This is a genomic window from Bradyrhizobium sp. Ce-3 (genome assembly GCF_022835695.1).
In the GTDB taxonomy this organism is placed as follows: domain Bacteria; phylum Pseudomonadota; class Alphaproteobacteria; order Rhizobiales; family Xanthobacteraceae; genus Bradyrhizobium.
Genome location: NZ_BQUV01000006.1, coordinates 254,175 through 276,704 on the forward strand (window position 1 = coordinate 254,175; position 22,530 = coordinate 276,704).

Here is a 22,530-nt window from a genome sequence, read left to right on the forward strand (position 1 = left end):
ATGCGCAAGGCTCTGATCCGGCGCGGGCGGCGGTGGCTCTATGTCGTCCATCGCTGGATCGGCATCGCGACGTGCCTGCTGTTCGCGATGTGGTTCATCTCCGGCCTCGTCATGATGTACGTGGCCTTTCCGCGCCTCACCGACAGCGAGCGCCTCGCGGCGCTCCCTGTCATTTCGTGGGGCAAGGTGCGGATCTCACCCGACCGCGCGATGGCGCTCGCGGGCATGGAGCGCTATCCGCGTGACCTGCGGCTGTCGATGATGGACGACACGCCGGTCTATCGAATGACCGGCCGGACGGGCGGCGCCGTCACCATTTCGGCGGCCGATGGCGGCCTGGTCGATCGCATCGCACCGGATCAGGCGTTGGCCATTGCACGCCATCATCCGCAGGCGGTGCGTCTGCAACTGCTCGACACGGTGACGCGCGACCAATGGTCGGTGACGGCGCGCTTCGATCCGCTGCGGCCGCTTTACCTGATCGGTCTCGGCGATCCCGATGGCACCGAGCTCTATGTCTCCGCGCGCAGCGGTGAGATCGCGCTCGACACCACGCGGCAGGAGCGGATCTGGAACTGGCTCGGCTCGATTCCGCACTGGATCTATCCGACCGTGCTGCGCAAGGACGGTCCGCTGTGGCGCGACGTGGTGCTGTGGATCTCCGGCATCTGCCTCGTCGTCGCGGTCACCGGCTTCTGGGTCGGGATCCTCCGCCTGCGGCTGACGCGCCGTTACGCTGATGGCGCCGTCTCGCCCTATCGTGGCTGGATGGCCTGGCATCACATCGCCGGTCTCGTCGGCGGCATCTTCGTCTTCACCTGGATGTTCAGCGGCTGGCTGTCGCTCAATCCCGGCGGCGCGTTCTCCGGGCGCGGCGTCACCCGCGAGATCGCGGTCGGCTATAGCGGCCACGACACGCCCGATATCGTCGCCGGCTTCCAGTCAGCGCCGCCGACGCCGGCGGTGGAGGCGCGCTTCGTCTGGATCGGCGGGCGTCCGCTGATGGTGCTCGACGACGGCAATGGCCGTCGCAGCCTCGCCGATCCCGCGACCGGCGCGCCGGTCACGCTCTCGCGCGACGACATCGTCGCGGCTACCAAGCGCGCAATGCCGGGAGCAACGCTGATCTCGGCGCAACCTCTCGATCAACCCGACGCCTATTGGTACACGCTGCATCAGGTGCGCGAGCTTCCGGTGCTGCGGATCGGCTTCGACGATCCCGCTCACACCTGGCTGCACGTCTCGCCCGTCACTGCCGAGATCCTCGACCGCAGCGACGACAGCCGCCGCTCCTATCGCTGGCTGTTCAATGCGCTGCACAGCCTGGATTTTCCGCTGCTGCTGCGCATCTCGCCGGCACGCGACGTCGTGGTGTGGCTGCTGTCGGCGGTCGGCACCATCGTCTCGATCAGCGGTATCGTGATCGGCTGGCGCCGGTTGCGGCGGCAGCAGCTGCGAAGGCGGCGCACGGCTGCACGTCTCGCGCAGACGCCAGGATAGCCGACGCTACTTCACCGTCAGGTGCACGTCCGGCGCCGGCCGGTCGAGGACCCACCCCAATGCAAATCGCTGGCCGGCGATGATCTCGTTCCTCGAGAGCTTTGATGCGACCGCATCGCGGAACCGGAGATAGGCATCGCGCTGCCGCCCGTTGGTGCGGGCCGCCGCCAGATTGAGCCATTTGTAGGCCAGCACGTAATCGTTCGGAACGCCGTGACCCTTGTCGTACATCAGGCCGAGCTGGGCCTGCGCGAACGGGTCGCCCTGCACGGCGCCGCGATAATAGAGATCCGCGGCAGCGTCATAGGCCTGCGGGACGCCGAAGCCGTGCTCATACATGAAGCCGAGTTCGCCCAAGGCTCGCGGATTGCCGCGATCGGCGGCCGGCGCGAGCTCTCGAGCCGCCTTGACATAATCGCCGCGATGGAAGGCGGCCGCGCCGCGCGCCACGCCGTCGGCGCTCGCGCCAGAGGCGCCGATGGCCCAAAGCGCGACCGCAAGCGAAGCGCAGAGACTTGTCCGTTGCGTGAGGCGGAGCATGCTGTCGCCCGCCTCAGTGGTAGCTGGTCGTGATCGGCGCATTGGTCGATGTCGTGGCGATGCTGCCGCGCAGTTTCGATCGGAGCTCCTCGGCCACCACCTGGGCGTCGGAGCCGTTGCGGATGATCTGCGGGCGGATGAAGATGATCAGCTCGGTGCGCTGGGTGCCGTTGCTCTGATGCCCGAAAGCGTCACCGAGGCCCGGAATCTGGTCGAGCACCGGAAGCGCGTTGCGGACGCCGCTCTGCTGCTCGCTGATCAGGCCCGCCAGCAGCACGGTCTGGCCGTTGGCCACCGAGATCTGGCTCTTGACCCGCCGTTCCGAAACGGTAGGCGTCAGGTTGACCGTGCTGCCGCTGCTCTGGGGAACATTGCTGATCTCCTGCTCGACGTCGAGCCGCACGGTGCCGTTGACGCTGACGCGCGGCGAGACCTTCAGGATGATGCCGGTGTTGCGATAGTCGATGGTGTTGACCACCGTGTTGCTGGTGGTCAGCACCGTCGCGCTGCCGGTCGAGACCGGGACGACGTCGCCGACCTGCAACGTCGCGACCTGGTTGTTGATCACCACCAGCGAGGGATTGGAGAGCACCTTGACGCTGGTGACGGCGTGCAGCGCATCCAGGATCAGGCTCGGCTGCGTCGCGTTTCCGATCAGGAAATTGAAGCCGGGAAAGGCCTGGTTGATGTAGGCATTGGTGAGCGAGCCTGCGACGCTGACGGCCCCGGTGGTCGCGTCCGTCGTGGTCGCGGGCGCCGCCGTGGCCTGGGTGCCGAGGATCGAGCCGGTGTTCGGCTTCAGGCCGAGGTTCTGGCTGGTGAGATAGGTCTGCACGCCATAGGACAGGGTGTTGTTGAGCGTGACCTCGGCGATCGTGGCGTCGATCGCGACCTGCAGCTGCGGCTCGTCGATCTGCAGCAGCGTCGCCTCGATGATGCGGTAGTTGGCCTGGTCGGCATAGATCAGCAGATTGTTGTTCACGACATCGGGCGTGATCCGGACGTCCTGCATGACCGGCTGGCCATTGCCGCCGCCGGCGCCGCGTCCGGCATCCAGCGCGCCATTGTTGCCCTGACCCTGATTATTGGGATTGTTGGCTTGGCCGCCGGCGCCAAATCCCTGGCCGAGGCCCTGGCCCGTCGCGCCTGTTCCGGAGGTGCCGCGGGATGCGAAGCCGCCGATGCCCGAATTCGAGCCGTTGTTGTTGTTGAGCGACAGACGATCGGCGACGCTCGAGGTCGACGAGGTGCCGGAGCCGGGCGCCAGCTGGCTGTCGGCGCTGTCGAGCAGATTGCCGGATGAACCGCCGAGGAACATGTCGGTCAGGACCCGCGCGATCTGGCGCGCATCGCCGTATTTGACGCGGTAGACATGGACCGTGGTGCGCGCGGTGTCGTTGCGGTCGAGGCGCTTGATCCAGGTTGCGGCGGTGTGCAGCATGTCCGGCTTCTTGGTCACGACCAGGATCGCGTTCAGGCGCGCGATCGGCATGAACTTGATGACGTTCTGGCTGAGCCCGTTCTCGCCGGAATCGACGATCTTCTCCAGCTCGGCGATCACAGGCGCGGGCGAGCCGCTCGAGATCGGGAAGATGCCGACCGATTGGCCGCGCATCCAGTCGACGTCGAAGCTGAGCACGGTGTCGACGGCGGTGCGGCGCTCGGCGCCGGTGCCCTGGATCAGAAGCAAATTGCGCGTCGTGTCGGCGCGGATCGCGCCCGCCCGTGTGGCGAAGCTGTCGGTCAGCTTCAGCAGGGTCTGGGCCGACACATATTGCAGGGGGACCACCGAGATGCCGAACCCGGGTTCCGGATTGGCCGCCGCGGCATCGATGCGGCCGCCGCCGACGGCGTCGCCGAGCGGCGTCAGGCGATAGCCTGCCGTATCCTTGAGCAGCACGACGCCGCTCAGGCGGAGCGCGTTTTCAAGCACGAAGACCATGTCGGATTTCGGCACCGGGCGAACCGAGACCAGGCTCACCGTGCCCTGCACCCGCGGGTCGATGGTGTAGCCGACATGCAGGATGTCGCCGAGCACGACCTTGGCGACGGTCGCCACCGGCGTGCTCTCGAAATTCAGGTCGAAGCCGTTGCCGTTCGAAGCCGGCTGCGACCGCGCGTCCGCGACCGCGGTCACTTCGCTTCCGTCATACATCGCCGCGCGGACACTGCCGCTCTGGCTGCCACCCGTCGCCGCCAGCGCGTTCACCGATTGCGGCTGGCGCTGCGTCAGATCCAGCGAGCGCACCTTGTCGGTGACGTCGAGTTGCGACGCGTCCACGCTCTCGCCGACGGTCGCGGAATTGCAGGACGCCAACAACCCCATTGACGTCAAGGCAAAAATGGCCGCGAGGCCGCCACGGATCGTCGGGCAGCGGCCCACTGTGCCTACGCGTTGCATGAAGGCCCTTCGCTTTGACTAACTGATATTTCGATTGCTTGCGACGATCGGTCCTACCCCGGTCGGACTCTTAGCGATCGAACATGACAGAAATAAATTGGTTACATGATTGTCGTTCGCGACCTGCCCATCGCAACGCACCAAGATTGTGCGGCCGGCGCGCAACCGTGTCCGCGATGTCACGTCAAGGTTTGTTGAGCGCGGCGAACGATGTGACTTCGCACAGCTGTCACACTTCGGATCGATAACCGCACAATTGCCGGGAGCCGAACGCGGCGGCACGCAAGCGGCGCGCAGCGGCACTTGGCACGAACTGATCCGGAATAGTGTGGCGGGATATCGAGAATGGCCAACGACCTGTCCGTTCGGTTCGTCGATTATCTGCGTCAGAACAATCACCTGGCGCCGGGCGATGGAGCGGCGGAGCGGACCGGGCAGGGCGCCGAATTCAGGCAGTTGAAGCTGTGGGAGGTCACCAGCCTCTCGCCGAGCGAATTCGCCGACGAGGCCGCGCGCTTCTTTGCGCTCGGCCGTCTGACGCTCCAGGACATGACCTCGGCTGAACCGTTGGTCGGGGCGTTCTCGCCGCGTTTCCTGCGCGAGACCATGGTCTATCCATGCCGGGCGGCCGACGGGACCACTGTGCTTGCGGTCGTCGATCCGACAGACCAGGCGACGCAGCGCGCGGCGCAGATTGTGCTCGGCGCCGGCCTACAAGTAAAAGTGGCGTCGTCGGAAGACGTCGCCATCGCGCTGAACAACTCCTCCAGCACCGAGGAGGCCGAGGCCAATGATGCGGCGGCGGCGCTGCCTCGCGAAGACGATATCGAGAGCCTGCGCGATCTTGCCAGCGGCGCGCCGGTGGTGCGTGCGGTCAACGATCTGATCGAGAAGGCGGTCGAGCTGCGCGCCAGTGACATCCATATCGAGCCGTTTTCCGGCGGTCTGATGGTGCGCTTGCGGATCGACGGCCTGCTGCGGCCGGTCGCGGCGCTGTCGGGCGTGCTGCCGCAGGCGGTGGTCTCCCGCATCAAGATCATCGCCAACCTCAACATCGCCGAGCGCCGCCTGCCGCAGGACGGCGCGGCGCGGCTGCGGGCCGGGCGGACCGACATCGATATCCGCGTCGCGATCATGCCGACGCAGCATGGCGAATCCTGTGTCATCCGTATCCTGCCCAAGGACCGCGGCCTGCTGGTGGTCGAAAAGCTCGGTTTCTCGGAGCCCGACGAAGCCAAGCTGCGGCGGCTGCTGAAGCTGCCGCACGGCATGGTTGTGATCACGGGGCCGACCGGCAGCGGCAAGACCACGACGCTGGCGACGATCCTGTCGATCCTCAACGAGCCCAGCCGCAAGATCCTCACGATCGAGGACCCGGTCGAATACGAGCTGCCCGGCGTCAACCAGTCCCAGATCAAGCCGGCGATCGGGCTGACCTTCGCCACCGCGCTGCGCTCCTTCGTTCGCCAGGACCCTGATGTGATCATGGTCGGTGAAATCCGCGATTCCGAGACCGCGCATGTCGCGGTGCATGCGGCGCTGACCGGGCATCTGGTGCTGACGACCTTGCACACCGAGACCGCGGCCGCCGCGGTGCCGCGGCTGCTCGACCTCGGGGTCGAGGGTTATCTGCTGCGCTCGGTGCTGCGCGGCGTGATCGCGCAGCGTCTGGTCCGGCAATTGTGCGAGCGCTGCAAGACGGCGCGGCCGCTGGCGGCGGCCGATTTCACCGAGGATCCCCGGCTCGCCGCGCTCGGCTTCAAGGCCGGCGAGATCGTTCAGGAACACTGCGGTTGCGAGCGCTGCAGCGGGACCGGCTATCGCGGCCGCCTCGGCGTGTTCGAGCTGCTCGAACTGTCCAACGAACTGCGTGAACTGATCGGGGAGCGAACCGACGGGCTGAAGATCGATACGATGGCGATCCGCGCGGGCATGACCACCATGCTCGATGACGGGGTCGCCAAATGCCGCGCCGGATTGACCTCGCCCGCCGAGATCCTCCGCGTCGCGACGGTGCGGTGACGCCGTGCCGAATTATCGCTATCGCGCTTTGACCCAGGCCGGCGAGATCGTGAACGGCACGATCTCCGCGCCGACCGCGGCCGAGGTGGCGCGGCGGATCGAATATCTCAAGCTGCTGCCGATCGAGACCACCGAGGACAGGCGCGCATCCGGCGCCGCCGGTGGCCGCAGCCTGTTCGGCGGGCCGAGTGCGGCCGAGGTCACCACCTTCACGCGCGACCTTGCGCTGCTGCTCAAGGCCGGCGCGCGGCTCGACGATGCGCTGGAGCTCTTGTCGGGCGATGCCGATGTCGGGCGGATGCGTCCGCTGGTGGCCAAGATCCGCGCCGCCCTGCTCACCGGCGAGAGCTTTGCCGACGCGGTGGCGGATCATCCGAGCTTGTTCCCGCCGATGTACATCGCGCTGGTCCGGGTCGGCGAAATCTCCGGCACGCTTGATTCCGTGCTGGAGATGCTGGGCACCGAGCGTGCGCGCTCCGAGCAGATGCGGCGCAAGCTGACCGATGCCATGCAGTATCCGGCCTTCGTGCTGGTCGCGGCATCCGGCGTGATGCTGTTCTTCCTGCTGTTCGTGCTGCCGCAATTCTCGACGGTGCTCGGCGATTTCGGCGGCAAGTCGGACACCGCGCTCGCCAGCTTCATCGCGGTGTCGGATTTCCTGCGCGCCAACGCCACGGCGGCAAGCCTGATCAGCGCCGCCGCGATTGCGCTCGCATGGTGGCTGCTGCGGCAGGCGCGGGTGCGCGCCGCGCTGGTCAACGCCATCTCGCGGGTGCCGGGCATCAGCAGCGCCTTCCAGTTCTATCGCGCCAGCCTGTTCTGCCGCAATCTCGGCGTCCTGCTCGGCAGCGGCGTCAACCTCACCGCCGCATTGCGCATCCTGGTCGACATCATGGCGGTGACCGGCAGCGAGGCGAACTGGACCGCCGCCGCCGATCGCGTCCGCCACGGCGGAAAATTGTCCGAAGCACTCGCCGTCGCGGGCAGCCTGCCGCCGATGGCGGTCCGCATGCTGCGGCTCGGCGAAGAGACCGGGCAGCTGCCGGTGCTGGCCGGGCGGGTCGCGGAATTCTACGAAGCAAAATTGCAGCGCAGCCTGGACCGCGTCGTCGGCATTGTCGGTCCGCTGGCGATCATCACGATCAGCACCGTGGTCGGCGGCCTGATCGTGTCGGTCATGACGGCGCTGCTCTCGGTCACGCAGCTAGTCGGTTAAAGCAGGGGTCATCGGTCATGATATCGCGCAACACCATCATCGAGGCGTTTTCCACGCGAGCGGGACGCGATCGCGCGCAGTCGCAAAGGCGAGGGCGTGCGGGCGAGGCGGGCTTCACCCTGGTCGAGATGCTGGTGGTGATCGCAATCATCGGCCTGATCATGGGGCTGATCGGGCCGCGAGTGCTCAACTATCTCAGCGAATCCAAGGTCAAGACCGCGCGCATTCAGCTGCAGAGCTTTTCCAGCGCGCTCGATTTGTTCTATCTCGACGCCGGACGCTTCCCGTCCACGGCGGAGGGGCTTGCCGCGCTGGTCCGGCGCACGCCGGGCGTCGCGGCCTGGAACGGGCCGTATCTGAAGGGCGGCAACGTGCCGAACGATCCCTGGAATCACGCCTATCTCTATCGCTCGCCGGGCGAACATGGACCCTACGACATCGTCTCCTACGGCTCCGATGGTCAGGAAGGCGGCAGCGGAACCTCGGCCGATATCTCGCTCGAGAAGACGACAGCCGCCAACAACGACCAGTAGGGATGCGTGGCACGCATGAATGACGCGACGCAGCGCGGTTTTACCCTGCTCGAGATGGTGTGCGTGCTCGCCATCATCGCGCTGCTGGCGGCCGTGCTGCTTCCGTTCATTCCGCACCAGACCTCGCGCTCGCGCCTGCAGGCCTATGCATTGCAGACCGCGACGCTGCTGAAGGCCGATCGCAACGCCGCCATCGAGCGCAGCACCAGCGTTGCGACGCTGGTCGATGCGCCGAGCCGGGTGATCCATTCGGGGGCGTCGCGCATGACGGTGCGGATCCCCGATGACGTGCGGTTCGATGCGGTGCTGCCACAGAGCTGCCAGCGCCGCGCCGCGCTGTCGACCATCCGCTTCTTCGCCAATGGCGGATCCTGCGGCGGCTCCATCGCGCTGACGCGGCTCGATGCAGGCTATGAGGTCCGCGTCAACTGGCTCACCGGAAGGGTTGAAATCGTTGCTCGCGACGTCGCCGCCAACTGACCGCCGGGATGCGGGGTTCACCATCATCGAGGTGCTGGTGGCGCTGGCGCTGGTGGCTGTCTCGATCGTTGCGATCGGCGCCGTGATGGGCGTCAAGACGCGCGGCGTGCGGGCCATGGAGCAGCACGTGGCGCTGATGCAGGCGGTGCGCACCTTGATGACGGTCGGTATTCCGCCGCGGGCCGAAATGCAGCCGGGAGCATCGACCGGGCAGGCGGAGGGTTACCGCTGGACCATCGATGTCAGTCCGCTCGGCGGCGACTGGACGGTGCCCGAGGGTAACAACGTGCCCTGGGTGCCGGAGCTGGTGCGGATCCGCGTCAAATCTCCGGGTGGTGCGCTGTCCGACATCCGCACCGTGCGCCTGATGCCGAGGTCTTCGGAATGACCCGGGCAAAGGGTACACAGCGAACTGGTGAGCGCGGCTTCACGCTGATCGAGACCATCGTCGCACTGGCGCTGATGGGGCTGTTGCTGTCGGCGCTCGCCGGCATCACCGGGGAATGGCTGCCGAGCTGGAACAGAGGCATCGACCGGATCCAGCGTAGCGAATTGATCGGGATCGCGCTGGAGCGGATCGGCGCCGATCTCGCCGCGGCGGAATTCGTCGCCGCCAATCGCGATACCCACAAGCCGCTGTTCGAGGGATCGGAGCTGTCGGTCACGTTCGTGCGCACGTCGGTCGGGCCGAATGCGGGGCCGGGGCTCGACGTGGTGCGCCTTGGCGAGACCCGGGATCGCGGCGAGTTCGTCACGGTCCGCTCGCAGACCCGGTTCACGCCGCTGGCCGACGGCGTGTCGCTGTCGGAACAGGTGCATCTCGGCAGCCCCGTGGTGCTGCTGCGCGCGCCCTATCGGCTGTCGTTCGCCTATGCCGGTCCCGACCGGGCCTGGAAGGCGACATGGAGGGATGCCAACAAGCTGCCGACCATGATCCGCCTGACCGTGCGTGATGCGGCGAGCCAGCGCGTGTTGTCGGTGTCGACCATCGCGCCGGTCCATGTCCAGATCCCGAGCGACTGCACCAAGCCGGACGGCAATTGCGGCGACAAGCCAAGTTCCGACGGCGCCACCGATCAGGGGAAGACGTGATGAGCGCGTCCGGTCATGTCAGCCGATCCCCGGCCGATCGCGGCTTCGTCATCGTTGCGGTGCTCTGGATCCTGCTGGCGCTGTCGTCGCTGGCGATCATCTTCTCGGCCTATCTGGCCGCATCGGCGCGGGCACTGGCGGCGAGCGATTTGTCGCTGCAGACCGAGGCGCTGGTGTCGGCCGGGCTCGAGCTCACCGCCTATCAGCTGACGCTGACCGACGACAAGACGAGGCCGCAATACGGAGCGTTTCATTTCGGGCTGGACGATGCCAGCGTCGGCGTGAGCTTCACATCGGAAGCCGGCCGGGTCGACCTGAACTACGCGTCGAAGGAGATGCTGACTGGCCTGTTCGTCGTGCTCGGCGCCCACAAGGACGCCGCCGGCGAATATGCCGAGCGGATCGTCGGCTGGCGAACCCGGCCTGTGCCGGGCAGCGAGAATGTCGAGGCCGCGCGCTACAATTCGCTTGGCTATTCGCCGCGGCAGGGGCTGTTCACCCATGTCAATGAGCTGGCGCTGGTCGCCGGCATCCCCGAAGCCTTTGTCGATCGCGTGCTGCCGTTCGTGACCGTGTTCAACGGCAGTCCGGATGTTGATTCGAGCATCGCTGCACCCGAGGTCGCTCTGGCCGTGGACAAGGCGTCAGGCAAGCAACAAGACAGCTTCGGGTCGCCCGCACTCGGGGCAAGTACGGCCTCGCCGAACGGAATTGCCGCGGCAGCGCAGGCCCCTGCGGGCGCACAGACCGCGAACCCGCAAGCTGCGGCGTCGACGGCGCAGAGCCCATGCTACCGGATCGCGATCTCGATCCGGTTCCGCAACGGTCACCGCACCGCATCTGAAGCGGTGATCGCGCTCGGCGACAAGACCGAGCCCTATCGCGTGTTGTCCTGGCAGAACGACGTCGAGCCGCGAAATATCGTTCTGCCGCGGAGGAAAGGTTGATGGCAATGCTCGCCGAGGCACGGCAATGGTTCGAGCAATGGATCGGCGCGGTTGCGACGGCCGTTGACGGCGTCGCTGATAGGTTCATGCGCCGGCGCAGCGTCGAGCTCGACGAGAATGGTGACGGCAGCTTCACCGCCCGTCTCGCCGTGGCGAAGGATGGTTTGCCCTCGGCGCCCGTTTCGTTCCGGCTCGATCATGACGCGCCGCAGCCGCCGTTGCCGGTGGAGTGGAAGACGGCGTTCGATGGCAGTCGCGTCGAAATTCGCTTGCGTTCGGACCATATCGTCAGCCGTGTGCTCGATTTCCCGAGCCAGGCGGGCGACTTCCTCGACGGCATGATCCGCGCGCAGGTCGACCGGTTGACGCCGTGGCCCGCCGCCGATGCCGTGTTCGGCTGGGGTTCGCCGCAGCCGATCGCCAACGACCGCATCGAGGTCGCATTCAGCGCGACGGCGGCGAGCAAGGTCGATCCGTTGATCCGGTTGGCGAGGGCGCTGGGCGCCGCCTCGATCGCGGTCACGGCGCCGGCGGCCGGCAGCGACGGTGCCCCGCAGCAGGTGACATTGCTCGACAGGTCGCTGCGCGGCCTTGCCGGCCCTGCAGTTCCGCGGCTGTTGCGGATCGGGCTGATCTCGACGGCAGCCGCGGCGGCGGTCTCCCTGCTGCTCAACATCTATCTCGGCGGATGGCTGCAATCGGAGCAGGAAGACCTGCAGCACCGGATCTCGCAGCGCCGCGCCGCGTTGCGCCTCGACGCCAATGGCGACTCGTCCGGCCTCGGCCTGCTCGCCAAGCGCAAGCAGACCACGCCATCGAGCGTCATGGTTCTGGAGGCGGTCTCGCGCGTGCTGCCCGACACCACCTATGTGACGGAGCTGCGCATCGAGGGCAACAAGGTGCAGGTGGTGGGGCTGACCCAGGATGCGCCGTCGCTGATCCGCCTGCTGGAGCAGTCGCCGCAGTTTACCCGCGCCACCTTCTTCGCGCCGACGACCCGTGCCGCCAATGAATCGGCGGAGCGGTTCCACGTCGAGGCCAACATCACCGCTTACTTTGGGTCCGGCTCATGAGCGCAGCATCCCGATCGCTGACCGCCGTCAGCACCTCGCCATTGGTCGCGACCGCGAGCTATCTCGGCCTGTTCGTGCTGTTGCTGTTCGTCGTCATCTCGTCGCTCTCCGACATCATCGGCCTGCACAGCGACGTTGCGGCGTCGGCCGGCATGCTGGAACAGCTGGAGGGACGATCGAAGGCGAACACCGCGCCCGGTCAGCCTGCGATGCCGACCGGCTCGGCCTATCTCGAGGGCGCGACCGTCACGGTTGCCGGCGCCACCCTGCTGCAACGCGTATCTGGCGCGGTGATCAAGGCCGGCGGCAATGTGCTGTCGACGCAGCTCGACGTTCCCACCGCGCCGGCCAAGGCCGGCTTCATCAGCATGGTTGCGAGCAGCGAGATCGAGCAGGCGCAATTGCAGCAGGTGCTCTACGATCTGGAGGCGGGCATGCCGTTCCTGTTCATCGACCAGCTGGTCGTGCAGCCCGTCGCCGACGAGGCCGCCAAGGGCGCCGATCCCGGCAAGCTGCGCGTGCTGCTGGGCGTCTCCGGACAATGGCGAGGAGCCAAATGATGCGACGCTTCGCAGCGACCATCGTGCTGTTGGCGGTGTCGGCCTATTCGGCGCCGGCCGCCGTGCCTGATCCATCCGGCGATGCGCTGGACGCCGGGATGCTCGACGATACCCGCCTGGGCGGGCCGGTGCTGAGTTCACCGCCGCCGTCCGAGCCGGTGACGTCGGTCCGGGTGGCGCCTGCGCCGGCACCGACGCCGCGGCCGCTCAGCGCCAATCCATTGTGGGGCATTCCGCTCAAAACGCTGTCGAACACGCGCGACCGCCCGGTGTTCTCGCCGTCGCGGCGACCTCCGCCCGCGGTCGTCGCGGAACCCGAGGTCAGCAAGCCGCCGCCGCCGCGCAAGGTCGCGACCGAACCGCCGTCGCTGTCGCTGGTCGGCACGATCGCGGGCGACGATGAAAGCTTCGGGATCTTTCTCGATCAGACGAACAAGACCGCGTTGCGGCTGAAGATCGGCGACGAGTTCCAGGGCTGGAAGCTTCGATCGATCAGCGGACGCGAAGTCACGATGCAGAAGGACGAGCAGGCGGCCGTGCTGACATTGCCCCAGCCCGGCAGCGAAGAGAGCGGCGATGCCCGTCTCGTCCCGATCAGCACGGAGAGGAAGCCGCTGGCCGCGCGGCGCCAGATGTGACGTGAACTAGTTTAGTCCGAGCCAGTTCTGCAGGACTGGCGTCAGGAGCAGCCCGAGCGCGAGAAACGGGCCGAACGGGATCGCGGTCTGGCGCTTCATCTCGCGTCCCGCGAGGTGCAGGCCGCCGGCGACACCAAGTGCCGCGACTGCCGCGATCAGCAGCAGGGTCGGAATCGACAGCGCGCCGACCCAGATCGTCGCCGCGGCAAGAAACTTGACGTCGCCCAGTCCCAGCCCGTCCGCATGCCGCACGGCGAAGTAAAGCCGCTGCAAGAGAAAGAACACGGTGCCGACGAGGGCGGCGCTCGCCATTGCGCTGAAGGCGGCCGTCGTGCCTTCCGTGATGACGACGTTGGCAAGTCCGAGCGCTGCGATCGCAAGGTTCAGCCAGTTTGGAATGATGCCGTGGCGCAGATCGATCAGCGCGACAGCGCAGCAGAGCATGCAGAGCGCGCCGTAGGATCCAATGAAATAAAGAGTTTCGCGATCGATCTGCATGGTGACGGGACAAGTGTGACGTGTGCGGGCACTGTGTTGCAACAACTCGCGCGCGTTGAACAGTGGATTTTCAAGCGATCAGGAGACACGGCGAAGGGCTTTGCAGAATTGTGATCGTCGACGACGATCGCACAGTAGAAAAGATGCGACAAAAAGTCTGCGCTGTCACAAATCCGCATAGGATACCGACAATAGTTTGCTCCGCTACATGCCGCGAGCCCTTCGCGGCAGACGAGTGGGTTGACTATGCACAAGATGCGAGTGGCGGCGTGCCTGGCTTTGCTGGCAGCGTCGGCAGGCGTGCGTGCCGCGAACGCGGGCACTCTCGAGGACGGCGCCGAGCGCTATCGGCCGCATTTGATCGAGGGCGTTGCCAGTGCGCTGGCGGGCGCGCGTGCATTGCGCGATCGCGCGGCTGCCGCGGACTTGCCCGGTGCAAAGAAGGCCTGGCTGTCGGCGCGCGCCGGCTGGGAGCGCTCGGAAGTGTTCACCGCAGGCTTCGTGCCCGAGCTCGATGCGCAGATCGACGCCTGGCCCAACGCGGACAGCGGGTTCCACGCCATCGAGGCGAAGCTGTTCGGAGCCGGCAGCACCGACGTTGCGAGCGACGCGACCGGCCTTGTCGATCACCTCAACGATCTCCACGGCAAGCTCAAGGATATCAAGCTGACGCCGCAGGGCCTGCTGGATGGCACCGTGCGGCTCGCCTACGAAGTCGGGGAGAGCAAGGCCGATGGCGGCGAGTCGCGGATCAGCGGCACCTCGCTGGACGACATGCGCAACAACATCGCCGGCATCGACTTTGCCTACCACACGATCTTCTCCGCCGCGCTCAACACGGTCGACGGCAAGCTCGACGAGATGGTGACGAACCGGATCGAGCAGCTCGAGGCGATCGTCGCCACGCCCGATCTGCCGCATGTCAATATTGCCGATCTGCGCCAGACCAGCGAGGAACTCGTGGTTGCGTTGCAGAGCGCTTCGGCGAAGCTCGGGCTGCAACGCCCGACGCTGGAGGCCCAGGCGCGATGAGATTGCTTCACCTGCGTCTGGCTGCGCTGCTCTCCGGCGTCTTCGTCCTTGCATTGCTCGGGCGCGCGGTGGCGTTTCCGGTCGACGGTGACAAGACGGTGCTTCCGGTTGCGACCGAGCTGAACGAGGATGCGCTCGACAAGCCGCGCGAGGTGTTCCAGTCGGGGCGGACCGGCGCCAAGTCGTATCTGGTGAATCTCGGCGATCTTGCCTTCAACTCGCCGGGGCTGCTCGGCGAGGTGGCGCGGCAGGCCGGCGTGAGCTGCGGCACCTGCCACGTCAATGGCGCGAACAACGCCAAGTTCTTCATGCCGAAGATGTCGAGCAAGCCCGGCACGTTCGACACCACCGGCCCGCTGTTCAATCCGAAGGCCAACAATCTGGCGTTCGATCCGGTGCGGATTCCGAGCCTCCGCGGCGCCCGCTATCTTGCGCCCTATGGCGCCGACGGCCGCTTCGCCTCGTTGCGCGATTTCGTCCACAACGTCATCACCAGCGAGTTCGCAGGTCCCGAGCCGTCGCCGGCGACGCTCGACGCGATCGTGGCCTATCTTCACGACATCGATTTCCTGCCCAATCCGAGCCTCGGCCCCGCCGGGCGGCTGGCCGGCAAGATCACCGACGCGGAGCGCCGCGGCGAGGCGCTGTTCGCAAAGCCGTTCCCGCACGATCCCGCGCTGAGCTGCGCGGGCTGCCACGTTCCATCGTCCGGCTTCGTCGATCACCAGCAGCACGATGTCGGTTCGGGCGGCCTGTTCAAGACGCCGACCCTGCGCAATGCCGATTTCAACGCGCCGTACTTTCACGATGGCCGCTTCGACAATTACGACCAGGTGGTCGACTATTTCGACCGGACCTTTCAGCTCGATCTCTCGGCACAGGACAAGGGCGACCTCGTCGCCTATCTCACGGCGGTCGGCGATGGCGTGCAGCCCTATGAGCGCGACGGGGCCGGTGCGACGCTGAAGGAGATCAACGACTTCTCGACGGTGCTGGCGACCGCGATTCCTGCCGGCGACAAGGACATTGTCGCGCTTGCGGTCGATACGATCGGCCGCGAGCTGCGTGAACTGACCGAGCAATATCCCGACCGCAAGAACACCAGCGTATCGGGCGGCGAACAGCAGCGCGTGCTTGCGCGCAACGGTCTCAAGGAGCTGGTGCTGACGCTGCGGCGAATCGAGATGGCGGTTGCGGCGGGGCGCAACGCGGATGCTGCAGCCGAGTTCAGGAATTATCGCAATCTGATGGCGGCTGCTGTTCCCGCGCTACTGGCCAGCGCCGAGCCGTGGTCGCTGTTCAATCAAGGCGTGCATGACCAGCATTACGCGGCGCTTCGTCAGGTGATGCGTTCCAGGCACGTTTCGCATTGATCGAGCCGTATCACGGTGCATTTGCGATCCGCATCGTTGCGCGGATGCTCAATCAATTTTCTATTGTCCGTTGAAAACTAGATTCGTGGAGATGCAGCGTGCTGCAGCAGATGTCTCCATGGAAAATCTTTGAACGTTTCGAAATTTCTCGCGCGCTTTCACGTAAGCGAAAACCATGCGTCATACTGTCGCACTAAGCAGGGAGTGTTGCTAACCGCAAACACCCTGAGGTCGACAATGAGTTTGAATTACAAAAAGCACTGGCGAACCAGCACCGCGCTCTGCATCGCGTCAACGGTGCTCGTCGCAACAGCCGCATATGCCGCTCACTATCCGGGCGGTCGCAGCGATTGGGACAAGCGTTCCCATCACAATCACCAGGCGCACGAAGAGGGCGATCGTGCGAAGCATGAGAACCATGGTCATCATGGCGACGGCGATCACGGCGTGAAGACGGCTTCGCCGATCAAGCACGTCATCATCCTGATCGGCGAGAACCGCGGTCTCGATCACACCTTCGGCATCTACAAGCCGAAGGGCAAGGGGCAGACCATCTCCAACCTGTTGTCGAAGGGCATCGTCAACGAGGATGGAACGCCGGGACCGAACTTCGCGCAGGCTCAGCAGTACTCGGTCGCGGGCCAGACGTCGTTCTATATCGGCGCGCCGGTGATCTCGAAGTCGCCCTACAACGCGACCAATTTGATGCCGCAGCCGAACACCAACGGCACGCCGACCGCGCAGAGCGACACTTCGCCTCCGTTCAAGACGATCACTGAGGCCAGCGTCGAGAAGGACATGGATCCGGCCGATCTCGACATCCTCACCACCGGCTTCAGCGGCCTGCCGACCGGTGTGCTGGATACCCGCATTCCCGGCGCCGGCGGTCTCAACGGACCGTTCCAGTTGCAGGGTGAGCAGATCAGCGACGACGACTACACCGGCGACTCGACCCATCGCTTCTATCAGGATTGGCAGCAGGAAGATTGCAGCGCCGCCAACGCCTCCAAGAAGAACAACTCGGGCTGCCTGAACGACCTGTTCCCGTTCGTGATGGCGACCTATTCGGCGTCGAACAAGAGCATGGCCAACTCGATGGGCTTCTACAACGCCCAGCAGGGTCAGGCTCCGGTCCTGAAGATGCTCGCGGATCGTTTCACGCTGAGCGACAACTTCCACCAGTCGTTCCACGGCGGCACCGGCGCGAACCACTTCATGCTCGGCACCGGCGACGCGGCGTTCTGGAGCGACGGCAAGGGCAATCCGGTGACCCCGCCGGCCAGCGTGATCGCCAATCCGAATCCGGCCGCGGGCTCGGTCAACCGCTACACTGTCGACGGCAATTGGAGCAATTGCTCCGACGTGTTCCAGCCCGGCGTGAAGCCGATCGTCACCTACCTCAACAATCTGCCGTACGCGGCCGAGCCGAACTGCAAGCCCAACCACTACTACATGCTCAACAACGTCAACCCGGGCTATCTGCCCAACGGTGCGCTGTCGGGCGGTAGCAACGTTCCGCCGTCGTCGGTCCGCACGATCGGTGATGCGCTGATGGAGAAGAACATCTCCTGGGCGTACTATGGTGGTGCGTTCAACGACGCCGTGGCGCTGTCGAACGCCGCGGTTGCCGCCAATCCGTCGAACCCCAACCTCAGCGCCGCTGCGGTCGCCGATCCGGCGCACGCACTCGGTGTTGCCTACTGCCAGATCTGCAATCCGTTCCAGTATGCGACCTCGATCATGGCCAACGCGGCCGTGCGTCAGGCTCACATGAAGGACACCGCCGATCTGATCACGGCGATCCAGGGCAACACGCTGCCCGCGGTGTCGTTCGGCAAGCCGGACGGGCTGCTCGACGGTCATCCGCAGAGCTCGAAGGTCGATCTGTTCGAAGCCTATGTCCTGAACGTGCTCAACGCGCTGGACAACAATCCGGAGCTGAAGGCTGAAACTGCTGTCTTCATCACCTGGGATGAGGCCGGTGGCTATTGGGACTCCGGCTATCAGCAGTCCATCGACTTCTTCGGCGACGGACCGCGGATTCCGACCCTGATCCTCTCGCCCTATTCGACGGGCGGCAAGGTCAACCACAACTACGCCGACCACGTTTCGCTGCTGAAGTTCATCGAACGCAACTGGGCCCTCCAGCCGTTGACGAACCGCAGCCGCGACAACCTGCCGAACCCGAGCTACTCGAAGAACAACGAGTATGTGCCGACCAACAGCCCGGCGCTGTCTGACTTGTTCGACGCGTTCGACTTCAGCAAGCCGGTCACGCTGTCCTACACCGAGTGATCGAGCGCTCGTCCGGCACGAGATCTTGATCTGAACCAAGGCTGGCGCCGATCGAACCGATGGTTCGGTCGGCGCCGTCATATTTTGCCTGCCTCCGCCTGTTTGACTGGAACCATGCAATGAAGCGCAACGCGAAGACGTGCTCAACAAGCCGGAACGCGGCAGCCCGCCTGCTTGCCGTTGCCGTCCTGGCCGCTGTTCCGATGTCGGCCGCGGCGCAGCAGTTTTCCGCCGACCTCGTCGCCCGAAAGGACGACACGTCGACCAAGCTGGGAACGCTGCGCGTCTCGCAGCAAAAGGCCCGGATCGAGACAACGGCGTTGCCGGATGGCTTCTTCCTGATCGATACGGGCAAGCCCGCGGCGGTGTTCGTCCGTCCCGGCGCCCGTGTTTTCATGGACGCACGGCAGTCCAGTCCGCTGACGTCGATGTTCGTCCCGGTCGATCCGGACGATCCCTGCCGGCAATGGCAGGCGATCGCGCAGCTGTCGGCGCCGGTCGATCCCGCGGCGTGGCATTGTCAGCGCGACGAAGCGGAAGCAAGTGCGGGTCCAAGCACGGACGCTTACCGAATCACGGCGTCGTCCGGTGCCGGCTTTGTCGGCTGGATCGACCGCGCGCGCAGGTTTCCGGTGCGGATCAGGACCGACGACGGCACGGTGATCGCCGCCGATCACATCCGCGACGAGCCGCAGCCGGCGCAAAGCTTCGAAATCCCTGCAGGTCTGCGCAAATTCGACCCGCAGGCGCTGATCCGCCGGATCCAGCAGAGCGACGTGTGGGTGGAGCCGCCCGCCTCGCAGTGAGCCGGCCCTGCGCTACTGCGACTGCCGGCCTGTCATCGGCAGCAGCCGGCCGAGCGCCGTGTAGTGCGATTGATGCACGTTGCCGTTGAACAGCGACCACGGCTCGGCCTTCTTCAGGGCGACCGGAACGTCGAAACTCACCAGCTGGGCGAATTTGCGGTATTCCGTCGTCGCTTCGTCGATATGGCCGGCCGCGACCTCGAGGTCGATGCGGCGCAGGGTGACGACGAGGTCCTTCAGGATCGCGCGCGCCGCCAGCCGCTCGTCCTTGCCGCCGACCGAAACGTTCCTGATGTCGGGGATGTGCTCGGTCAGTTCACGCAATTCGGCGCCGACGCCAGTGACGGCGAGGGACACCACCGCGGTATCGGCGGCCGGGATCGCGACCTCGAGCACGCTCGACAGCTCGAGCACTTCCTTCATCCGCAGCACGACGCCGTCCTTGTCGAACGGACGTTCGCCGTCGCCGACCGCGTTGAGATAGGCCACGAGATCCTGCGTGTCCTGGGTCGACAGGTCGAGGTCGAACAGACGATCGAAATGATCGACCACCTGTTCATAGCTGTCGTAGCGCCCGTCGTGGAAATACGGCGCATTGAAATTGGCGTTCAAGAGGGTGGGGGTCTTCACCAGCCCGCCGGTTCCGACGTCGTGACGCAGCTGGTCGTTGAAGGTGCCAGCCGGAACGTGACAGCCGGCGCAGCTCAATTCGGCCTGCTTCGGGAACGGCTTGAAGAACAGCGCCTCGCCGCGGCGTTCCTCGACGCTCGCCTGCGTGCCAAGCCTGCCGCCGGGCGCAATCTTCGGATTGGGGAGGAAATCGATGTCGTTGATGTAGGCGACCAGGCCGTCGAGCACCTCGTCGCTCGGGCGCGGCCCGGAAAATTCATTGACGATCACATTATAGATGAAGTCGCGCAGCGACGTCATGCGCCCGTCATGACCGTAGGGGGCGAGGAAGCGGGCACCCCGCAGGCTCGGAATCCGGACCGGATCGAGGATGCTGTTGAACGTCTTGGCGTTGAAGGCAAGGCTGGTGGTGTCGAAGGTGCCGGGGCGGGACGATGCGCCCGGCACGAACAGTTTCGGGTTCGATGCGCCGTTGACGTGACAGGTGCCGCAGCTCATCTCGGCCTGCCGGGCCTTGCCGCCCAGGATCGACGGCGAGTTGAAGGCGAGATCGCCGAGATTGACCAGATAGGATTTGCGCCCGCCGGTCGCTTCGGAGTGAAACAGCTCGCGCGGCCGCGCCAGCGCCTCCTCGGAAAATTCGGTGCCGGCCGGCAGCACGCTCTGGTCGCCGCCGAGCGGGAACGCCGTTGCGCGCAGCGGCAGAAGCGCAACGACGAGCGCCAGCAACGCAAAGCATGCCGGTCGCGCGCCACGATCGGCCGATGCCGCACGACATATTCCGGAGCCGGACGTCAGGATATCCCAAGCCATTGCGCCAAAACGCCCCCGTCACAAATGCATATGCGCTGCCGTGCGTCGGAAGATGTCACCGAGGTGACAGTTTCCTGTCGGCAGGATCAATGACCATCTGTTTGGATAGACGACTGTTGATTGCGGTTTGATGACGATCGATCAACGAACCGCAACCGATCTGTGTCCGACGGGGCGGAAATTATCTCCGTGCGAACATCTTTTCACGCGTTTGTGCGCGCGTCGAAAAACAGTCATCCCGGCGAAATGTGTTTTGCATAGCGTGTAGCTCCATTTCTATTTCTTTCTGAAATCAGGAGAGCACTATGCGGCTTTGGGGAGCCATTCCGGCGCTCGCGATTGTTGCTGGCGCCGTTGCCATCTCGCCGGTGGCTAACGCCGAGAATTTGGTCGAAAAGATCGTTGATGAGTTCAAGCACGAGGTGCGGGACGAACTGCGCGACCTGCGCGATCGCGGCCATGAAGGTGTGCACCAATACAAGCACATCGTCGTCATCTATCAGGAAAACCACAGCTTCGATAATTTGTACGGGCACTGGGGCGATGTCGGCCGTGACCGGATCAACGGCACCTCCGACGCCGATCAGGCGCATACGCTGCAGGTTCGGCAGGACAATCAGACCGTCTATGCCTGCCTGTTGCAGAACGACGTCAACCTGACCTCGCCGTCGCCGCAGCCGACCACCTGCACCGACAATACCGGCTCGGTCGCGATCCTCAGCGCCTTCAAGAACAAGCCGTTCGAGATCAACGACTTCATCCCGACCTCGGCGACCACCTGTCCGAAGCCGCTCGGCGCCTTCGCGGCGCACGGCTTCCTCAACGGCACCGGCGCGCCCGGCGGCTGCACCGAGGACATCGTGCACCGCTTCTACAGCGAGCAGTACCAGCTCAACGGCGGCCGGCAGAACCGCTACATGACCGGCAGCGACGCCGCGGGTCTTGTGATGGGCTACTACGACACCAGGAAGCTGCCGATTTACGCCTATCTCCACGGCCACGGCGCCCCGAACTACGTCATCGCCGACAGCTTCTTCCAGGGTGCTTTCGGCGGCTCGTTCCTCAACCACCAGTTCCTGGTCGCGGCTGCGCCGCCGCAGTTCGTCGGCGCCTTGAGCGACGGCAGTGCCAACGACTTCCACTCGATCGTTGATGCCAACGGCATGCCGACCAGCACGCCGCTCTATGCGCCGGTCTCGACCGTGAAGGATGCGCAGCTGACGGCCAAGTGCAGCCAGGCCGGTCTGCCGGCGGGTCTCGCCTGCGGCGACTACGCGGTCAACACCACGCAGCCGACCTATCAGCCCTATTCGCCGGGCACTCCCGACATCAAGCGCCTGCCGCCGCTGCACACGCCGAACATCGGCGATCGGCTGTCGGCCAAGCATGTTGACTGGGCCTGGTATTCGGGCGGCTGGTCGAACGCCAATGGCGATGTCGGCGCGTCCGGCTGGACCAACGGCAACGGCACGACCTGCACCGATCCGAACCATGTCTCCACCGCGGTGTTCCCGAACTGCCCCGACGTGGACTTCCAGTATCATCACCAGGCGCTCAACTACTTCGCGAGCTACGCGCCCGGAACGCAGGCCCGCCGGGATCACCTGAAGGACGAGGCGGAGTTCATCCAGGCGGCCAGGAACGGCCGGCTCAAGCAGGTCAGCTTCATCAAGCCGATCGGCGAGGAGAACGAGCATCCGGGCTACACCAGCGAGTCCGAAGGCAGCCAGCACCTCGTCGATCTCGTCAAGGCGATCGTCGAAGGGCCGGATGGCAAGGACACGCTCGTTGTCATCACCTATGACGAGTTCGGCGGACAGTGGGATCACGTTCCGCCCCCGCCGCACAACCGTCATGGCGCGGAAGCCAGGGCTGCGGATCAGTGGGGCCCGGGCACCCGCATTCCGGCGCTGTTGATCGCCAAGCGCTTCAACAAGTCGGGCGTCGCGCATGAGGACTTCGACACCACGTCGATCCTCAAGATGCTCGAGAAGCGCTTCGACCTCGATCCGCTGGTGACGCGCCCGGTGCGCAGCCTCTCGGCGGCGCTGAAGGCCGGCGAGGGCTGGCACTAATAGGAG

Annotated in this window: 20 protein-coding genes; 16 read left to right on the plus strand and 4 right to left on the minus strand. The window is 65.5% G+C overall.

Translation table 11 applies throughout. The features are described from left to right. Nucleotides 1-1,500, plus strand: coding sequence for a PepSY domain-containing protein (locus tag BRSPCE3_RS21950; protein ID WP_244068194.1), 1,500 nt, complete (start codon nt 1-3; stop codon nt 1,498-1,500). Between the two features lie 6 nt (nt 1,501-1,506). Here the strand turns inward: BRSPCE3_RS21950 and BRSPCE3_RS21955 are convergent, their stop codons facing one another. Together BRSPCE3_RS21955 and gspD are read right to left on the minus strand one after the other, a co-directional pair. Next, on the minus strand, nt 1,507-2,040 hold the full coding sequence (locus tag BRSPCE3_RS21955) for a tetratricopeptide repeat protein (RefSeq protein ID WP_244068195.1): 534 nt from the start codon (nt 2,038-2,040) through the stop codon (nt 1,507-1,509). Between the two features lie 13 nt (nt 2,041-2,053). Further along, the gene (gene gspD, locus BRSPCE3_RS21960; protein ID WP_375709941.1) at nt 2,054-4,441 is read right to left on the minus strand and encodes a type II secretion system secretin GspD; all 2,388 of its coding nucleotides are present in this window, start codon (nt 4,439-4,441) and stop codon (nt 2,054-2,056) included. Nucleotides 4,442-4,786: 345 nt separating this feature from the next. Here gspD and BRSPCE3_RS21965 point away from each other — a divergent pair, with 345 nt between their 5' ends. From BRSPCE3_RS21965 to BRSPCE3_RS22010, 10 genes are read left to right on the plus strand one after another with little or no spacing between them, the layout of a single operon-like run. After that, entirely contained in the window at nt 4,787-6,463 is a 1,677-nt protein-coding gene (locus tag BRSPCE3_RS21965; RefSeq protein WP_244068196.1) for a GspE/PulE family protein, read from the plus strand. Between the two features lie 4 nt (nt 6,464-6,467). Next, complete coding sequence (locus BRSPCE3_RS21970; RefSeq protein ID WP_244068197.1) at nt 6,468-7,679, plus strand: type II secretion system F family protein; 1,212 nt, start codon at nt 6,468-6,470, stop codon at nt 7,677-7,679. 17 nt (nt 7,680-7,696) lie between these two features. Further along, a complete protein-coding gene (gene gspG, locus BRSPCE3_RS21975; protein ID WP_244068198.1) occupies nt 7,697-8,212 on the plus strand; it encodes a type II secretion system major pseudopilin GspG in 516 nt (171 codons plus the stop codon). Between the two features lie 15 nt (nt 8,213-8,227). Beyond that, complete coding sequence (locus BRSPCE3_RS21980) at nt 8,228-8,692, plus strand: type II secretion system protein (protein WP_212016541.1); 465 nt, start codon at nt 8,228-8,230, stop codon at nt 8,690-8,692. After that, a complete protein-coding gene (locus tag BRSPCE3_RS21985) occupies nt 8,667-9,080 on the plus strand; it encodes a prepilin-type N-terminal cleavage/methylation domain-containing protein (protein WP_244068199.1) in 414 nt (137 codons plus the stop codon). Before BRSPCE3_RS21980 ends, BRSPCE3_RS21985 begins: the two co-directional genes overlap by 26 nt. Further along, nucleotides 9,077-9,784, plus strand: a complete 708-nt coding sequence (locus BRSPCE3_RS21990) for a type II secretion system protein J (RefSeq protein WP_244068200.1) — start codon at nt 9,077-9,079, stop codon at nt 9,782-9,784. Before BRSPCE3_RS21985 ends, BRSPCE3_RS21990 begins: the two co-directional genes overlap by 4 nt. Continuing rightward, nucleotides 9,784-10,731 (plus strand): general secretion pathway protein GspK, encoded by a 948-nt coding sequence (locus tag BRSPCE3_RS21995; RefSeq protein ID WP_244068201.1) that lies wholly within the window; start codon nt 9,784-9,786, stop codon nt 10,729-10,731. Before BRSPCE3_RS21990 ends, BRSPCE3_RS21995 begins: the two co-directional genes overlap by 1 nt. Beyond that, a complete protein-coding gene (locus tag BRSPCE3_RS22000; protein WP_244068202.1) occupies nt 10,731-11,804 on the plus strand; it encodes a PilN domain-containing protein in 1,074 nt (357 codons plus the stop codon). The genes BRSPCE3_RS21995 and BRSPCE3_RS22000 overlap by 1 nt, the downstream gene beginning before the upstream one ends. Then, on the plus strand, nt 11,801-12,364 hold the full coding sequence (gene gspM / locus BRSPCE3_RS22005) for a type II secretion system protein GspM (protein ID WP_244068204.1): 564 nt from the start codon (nt 11,801-11,803) through the stop codon (nt 12,362-12,364). Before BRSPCE3_RS22000 ends, gspM begins: the two co-directional genes overlap by 4 nt. Then, nucleotides 12,364-13,002, plus strand: a complete 639-nt coding sequence (locus BRSPCE3_RS22010) for a hypothetical protein (RefSeq protein ID WP_244068205.1) — start codon at nt 12,364-12,366, stop codon at nt 13,000-13,002. The genes gspM and BRSPCE3_RS22010 overlap by 1 nt, the downstream gene beginning before the upstream one ends. A 6-nt stretch (nt 13,003-13,008) precedes the next feature. Here BRSPCE3_RS22010 and BRSPCE3_RS22015 read toward each other — a convergent pair whose 3' ends face one another. Next, entirely contained in the window at nt 13,009-13,446 is a 438-nt protein-coding gene (locus tag BRSPCE3_RS22015) for an A24 family peptidase (RefSeq protein WP_244068207.1), read from the minus strand. A gap of 300 nt (nt 13,447-13,746) precedes the next feature. On the opposite strand from BRSPCE3_RS22015, the gene BRSPCE3_RS22020 reads away from it, so the two are divergent. From BRSPCE3_RS22020 to BRSPCE3_RS22035, 4 genes are all read left to right on the plus strand, one after another. After that, nucleotides 13,747-14,532 carry an EfeM/EfeO family lipoprotein gene (locus tag BRSPCE3_RS22020; protein ID WP_244068209.1) on the plus strand — a complete coding sequence of 262 codons (786 nt, stop codon included), beginning with the start codon at nt 13,747-13,749 and terminating at the stop codon, nt 14,530-14,532. After that, the gene (locus tag BRSPCE3_RS22025; protein ID WP_244068210.1) at nt 14,529-15,905 is read left to right on the plus strand and encodes a cytochrome c peroxidase; all 1,377 of its coding nucleotides are present in this window, start codon (nt 14,529-14,531) and stop codon (nt 15,903-15,905) included. The genes BRSPCE3_RS22020 and BRSPCE3_RS22025 overlap by 4 nt, the downstream gene beginning before the upstream one ends. 237 nt (nt 15,906-16,142) lie before the next feature. Beyond that, nucleotides 16,143-18,200 (plus strand): alkaline phosphatase family protein, encoded by a 2,058-nt coding sequence (locus BRSPCE3_RS22030; RefSeq protein ID WP_244068212.1) that lies wholly within the window; start codon nt 16,143-16,145, stop codon nt 18,198-18,200. Nucleotides 18,201-18,319: 119 nt separating this feature from the next. Next, entirely contained in the window at nt 18,320-19,006 is a 687-nt protein-coding gene (locus BRSPCE3_RS22035) for a hypothetical protein (protein WP_244068214.1), read from the plus strand. 12 nt (nt 19,007-19,018) lie between these two features. Here BRSPCE3_RS22035 and BRSPCE3_RS22040 read toward each other — a convergent pair whose 3' ends face one another. Continuing rightward, complete coding sequence (locus BRSPCE3_RS22040) at nt 19,019-20,449, minus strand: cytochrome c peroxidase (protein WP_244068215.1); 1,431 nt, start codon at nt 20,447-20,449, stop codon at nt 19,019-19,021. Between the two features lie 305 nt (nt 20,450-20,754). Here BRSPCE3_RS22040 and BRSPCE3_RS22045 point away from each other — a divergent pair, with 305 nt between their 5' ends. Then, nucleotides 20,755-22,524 (plus strand): alkaline phosphatase family protein, encoded by a 1,770-nt coding sequence (locus BRSPCE3_RS22045; protein WP_244068217.1) that lies wholly within the window; start codon nt 20,755-20,757, stop codon nt 22,522-22,524. The last annotated feature ends 6 nt before the right edge of the window (nt 22,525-22,530 follow it).

Excerpts from the sequence above, each read along its gene's own strand:
- BRSPCE3_RS21950 (WP_244068194.1), top strand. The coding sequence starts at position 1 with ATGCGCAAGGCTCTGATCCGGCGCGGGCGGCGGTGGCTCTATGTCGTC.
- BRSPCE3_RS21955 (WP_244068195.1), bottom strand. The coding sequence starts at position 2,040 with ATGCTCCGCCTCACGCAACGGACAAGTCTCTGCGCTTCGCTTGCGGTC.
- gspD (WP_375709941.1), bottom strand. The coding sequence starts at position 4,441 with ATGCAACGCGTAGGCACAGTGGGCCGCTGCCCGACGATCCGTGGCGGC.
- BRSPCE3_RS21965 (WP_244068196.1), top strand. The coding sequence starts at position 4,787 with ATGGCCAACGACCTGTCCGTTCGGTTCGTCGATTATCTGCGTCAGAAC.
- gspG (WP_244068198.1), top strand. The coding sequence starts at position 7,697 with ATGATATCGCGCAACACCATCATCGAGGCGTTTTCCACGCGAGCGGGA.
- BRSPCE3_RS21980 (WP_212016541.1), top strand. The coding sequence starts at position 8,228 with ATGAATGACGCGACGCAGCGCGGTTTTACCCTGCTCGAGATGGTGTGC.
- BRSPCE3_RS21990 (WP_244068200.1), top strand. The coding sequence starts at position 9,077 with ATGACCCGGGCAAAGGGTACACAGCGAACTGGTGAGCGCGGCTTCACG.
- BRSPCE3_RS21995 (WP_244068201.1), top strand. The coding sequence starts at position 9,784 with ATGAGCGCGTCCGGTCATGTCAGCCGATCCCCGGCCGATCGCGGCTTC.
- BRSPCE3_RS22000 (WP_244068202.1), top strand. The coding sequence starts at position 10,731 with ATGGCAATGCTCGCCGAGGCACGGCAATGGTTCGAGCAATGGATCGGC.
- gspM (WP_244068204.1), top strand. The coding sequence starts at position 11,801 with ATGAGCGCAGCATCCCGATCGCTGACCGCCGTCAGCACCTCGCCATTG.
- BRSPCE3_RS22010 (WP_244068205.1), top strand. The coding sequence starts at position 12,364 with ATGCGACGCTTCGCAGCGACCATCGTGCTGTTGGCGGTGTCGGCCTAT.
- BRSPCE3_RS22015 (WP_244068207.1), bottom strand. The coding sequence starts at position 13,446 with ATGCTCTGCTGCGCTGTCGCGCTGATCGATCTGCGCCACGGCATCATT.
- BRSPCE3_RS22020 (WP_244068209.1), top strand. The coding sequence starts at position 13,747 with ATGCACAAGATGCGAGTGGCGGCGTGCCTGGCTTTGCTGGCAGCGTCG.
- BRSPCE3_RS22025 (WP_244068210.1), top strand. The coding sequence starts at position 14,529 with ATGAGATTGCTTCACCTGCGTCTGGCTGCGCTGCTCTCCGGCGTCTTC.
- BRSPCE3_RS22030 (WP_244068212.1), top strand. The coding sequence starts at position 16,143 with ATGAGTTTGAATTACAAAAAGCACTGGCGAACCAGCACCGCGCTCTGC.
- BRSPCE3_RS22035 (WP_244068214.1), top strand. The coding sequence starts at position 18,320 with ATGAAGCGCAACGCGAAGACGTGCTCAACAAGCCGGAACGCGGCAGCC.
- BRSPCE3_RS22040 (WP_244068215.1), bottom strand. The coding sequence starts at position 20,449 with ATGGCTTGGGATATCCTGACGTCCGGCTCCGGAATATGTCGTGCGGCA.
- BRSPCE3_RS22045 (WP_244068217.1), top strand. The coding sequence starts at position 20,755 with ATGCGGCTTTGGGGAGCCATTCCGGCGCTCGCGATTGTTGCTGGCGCC.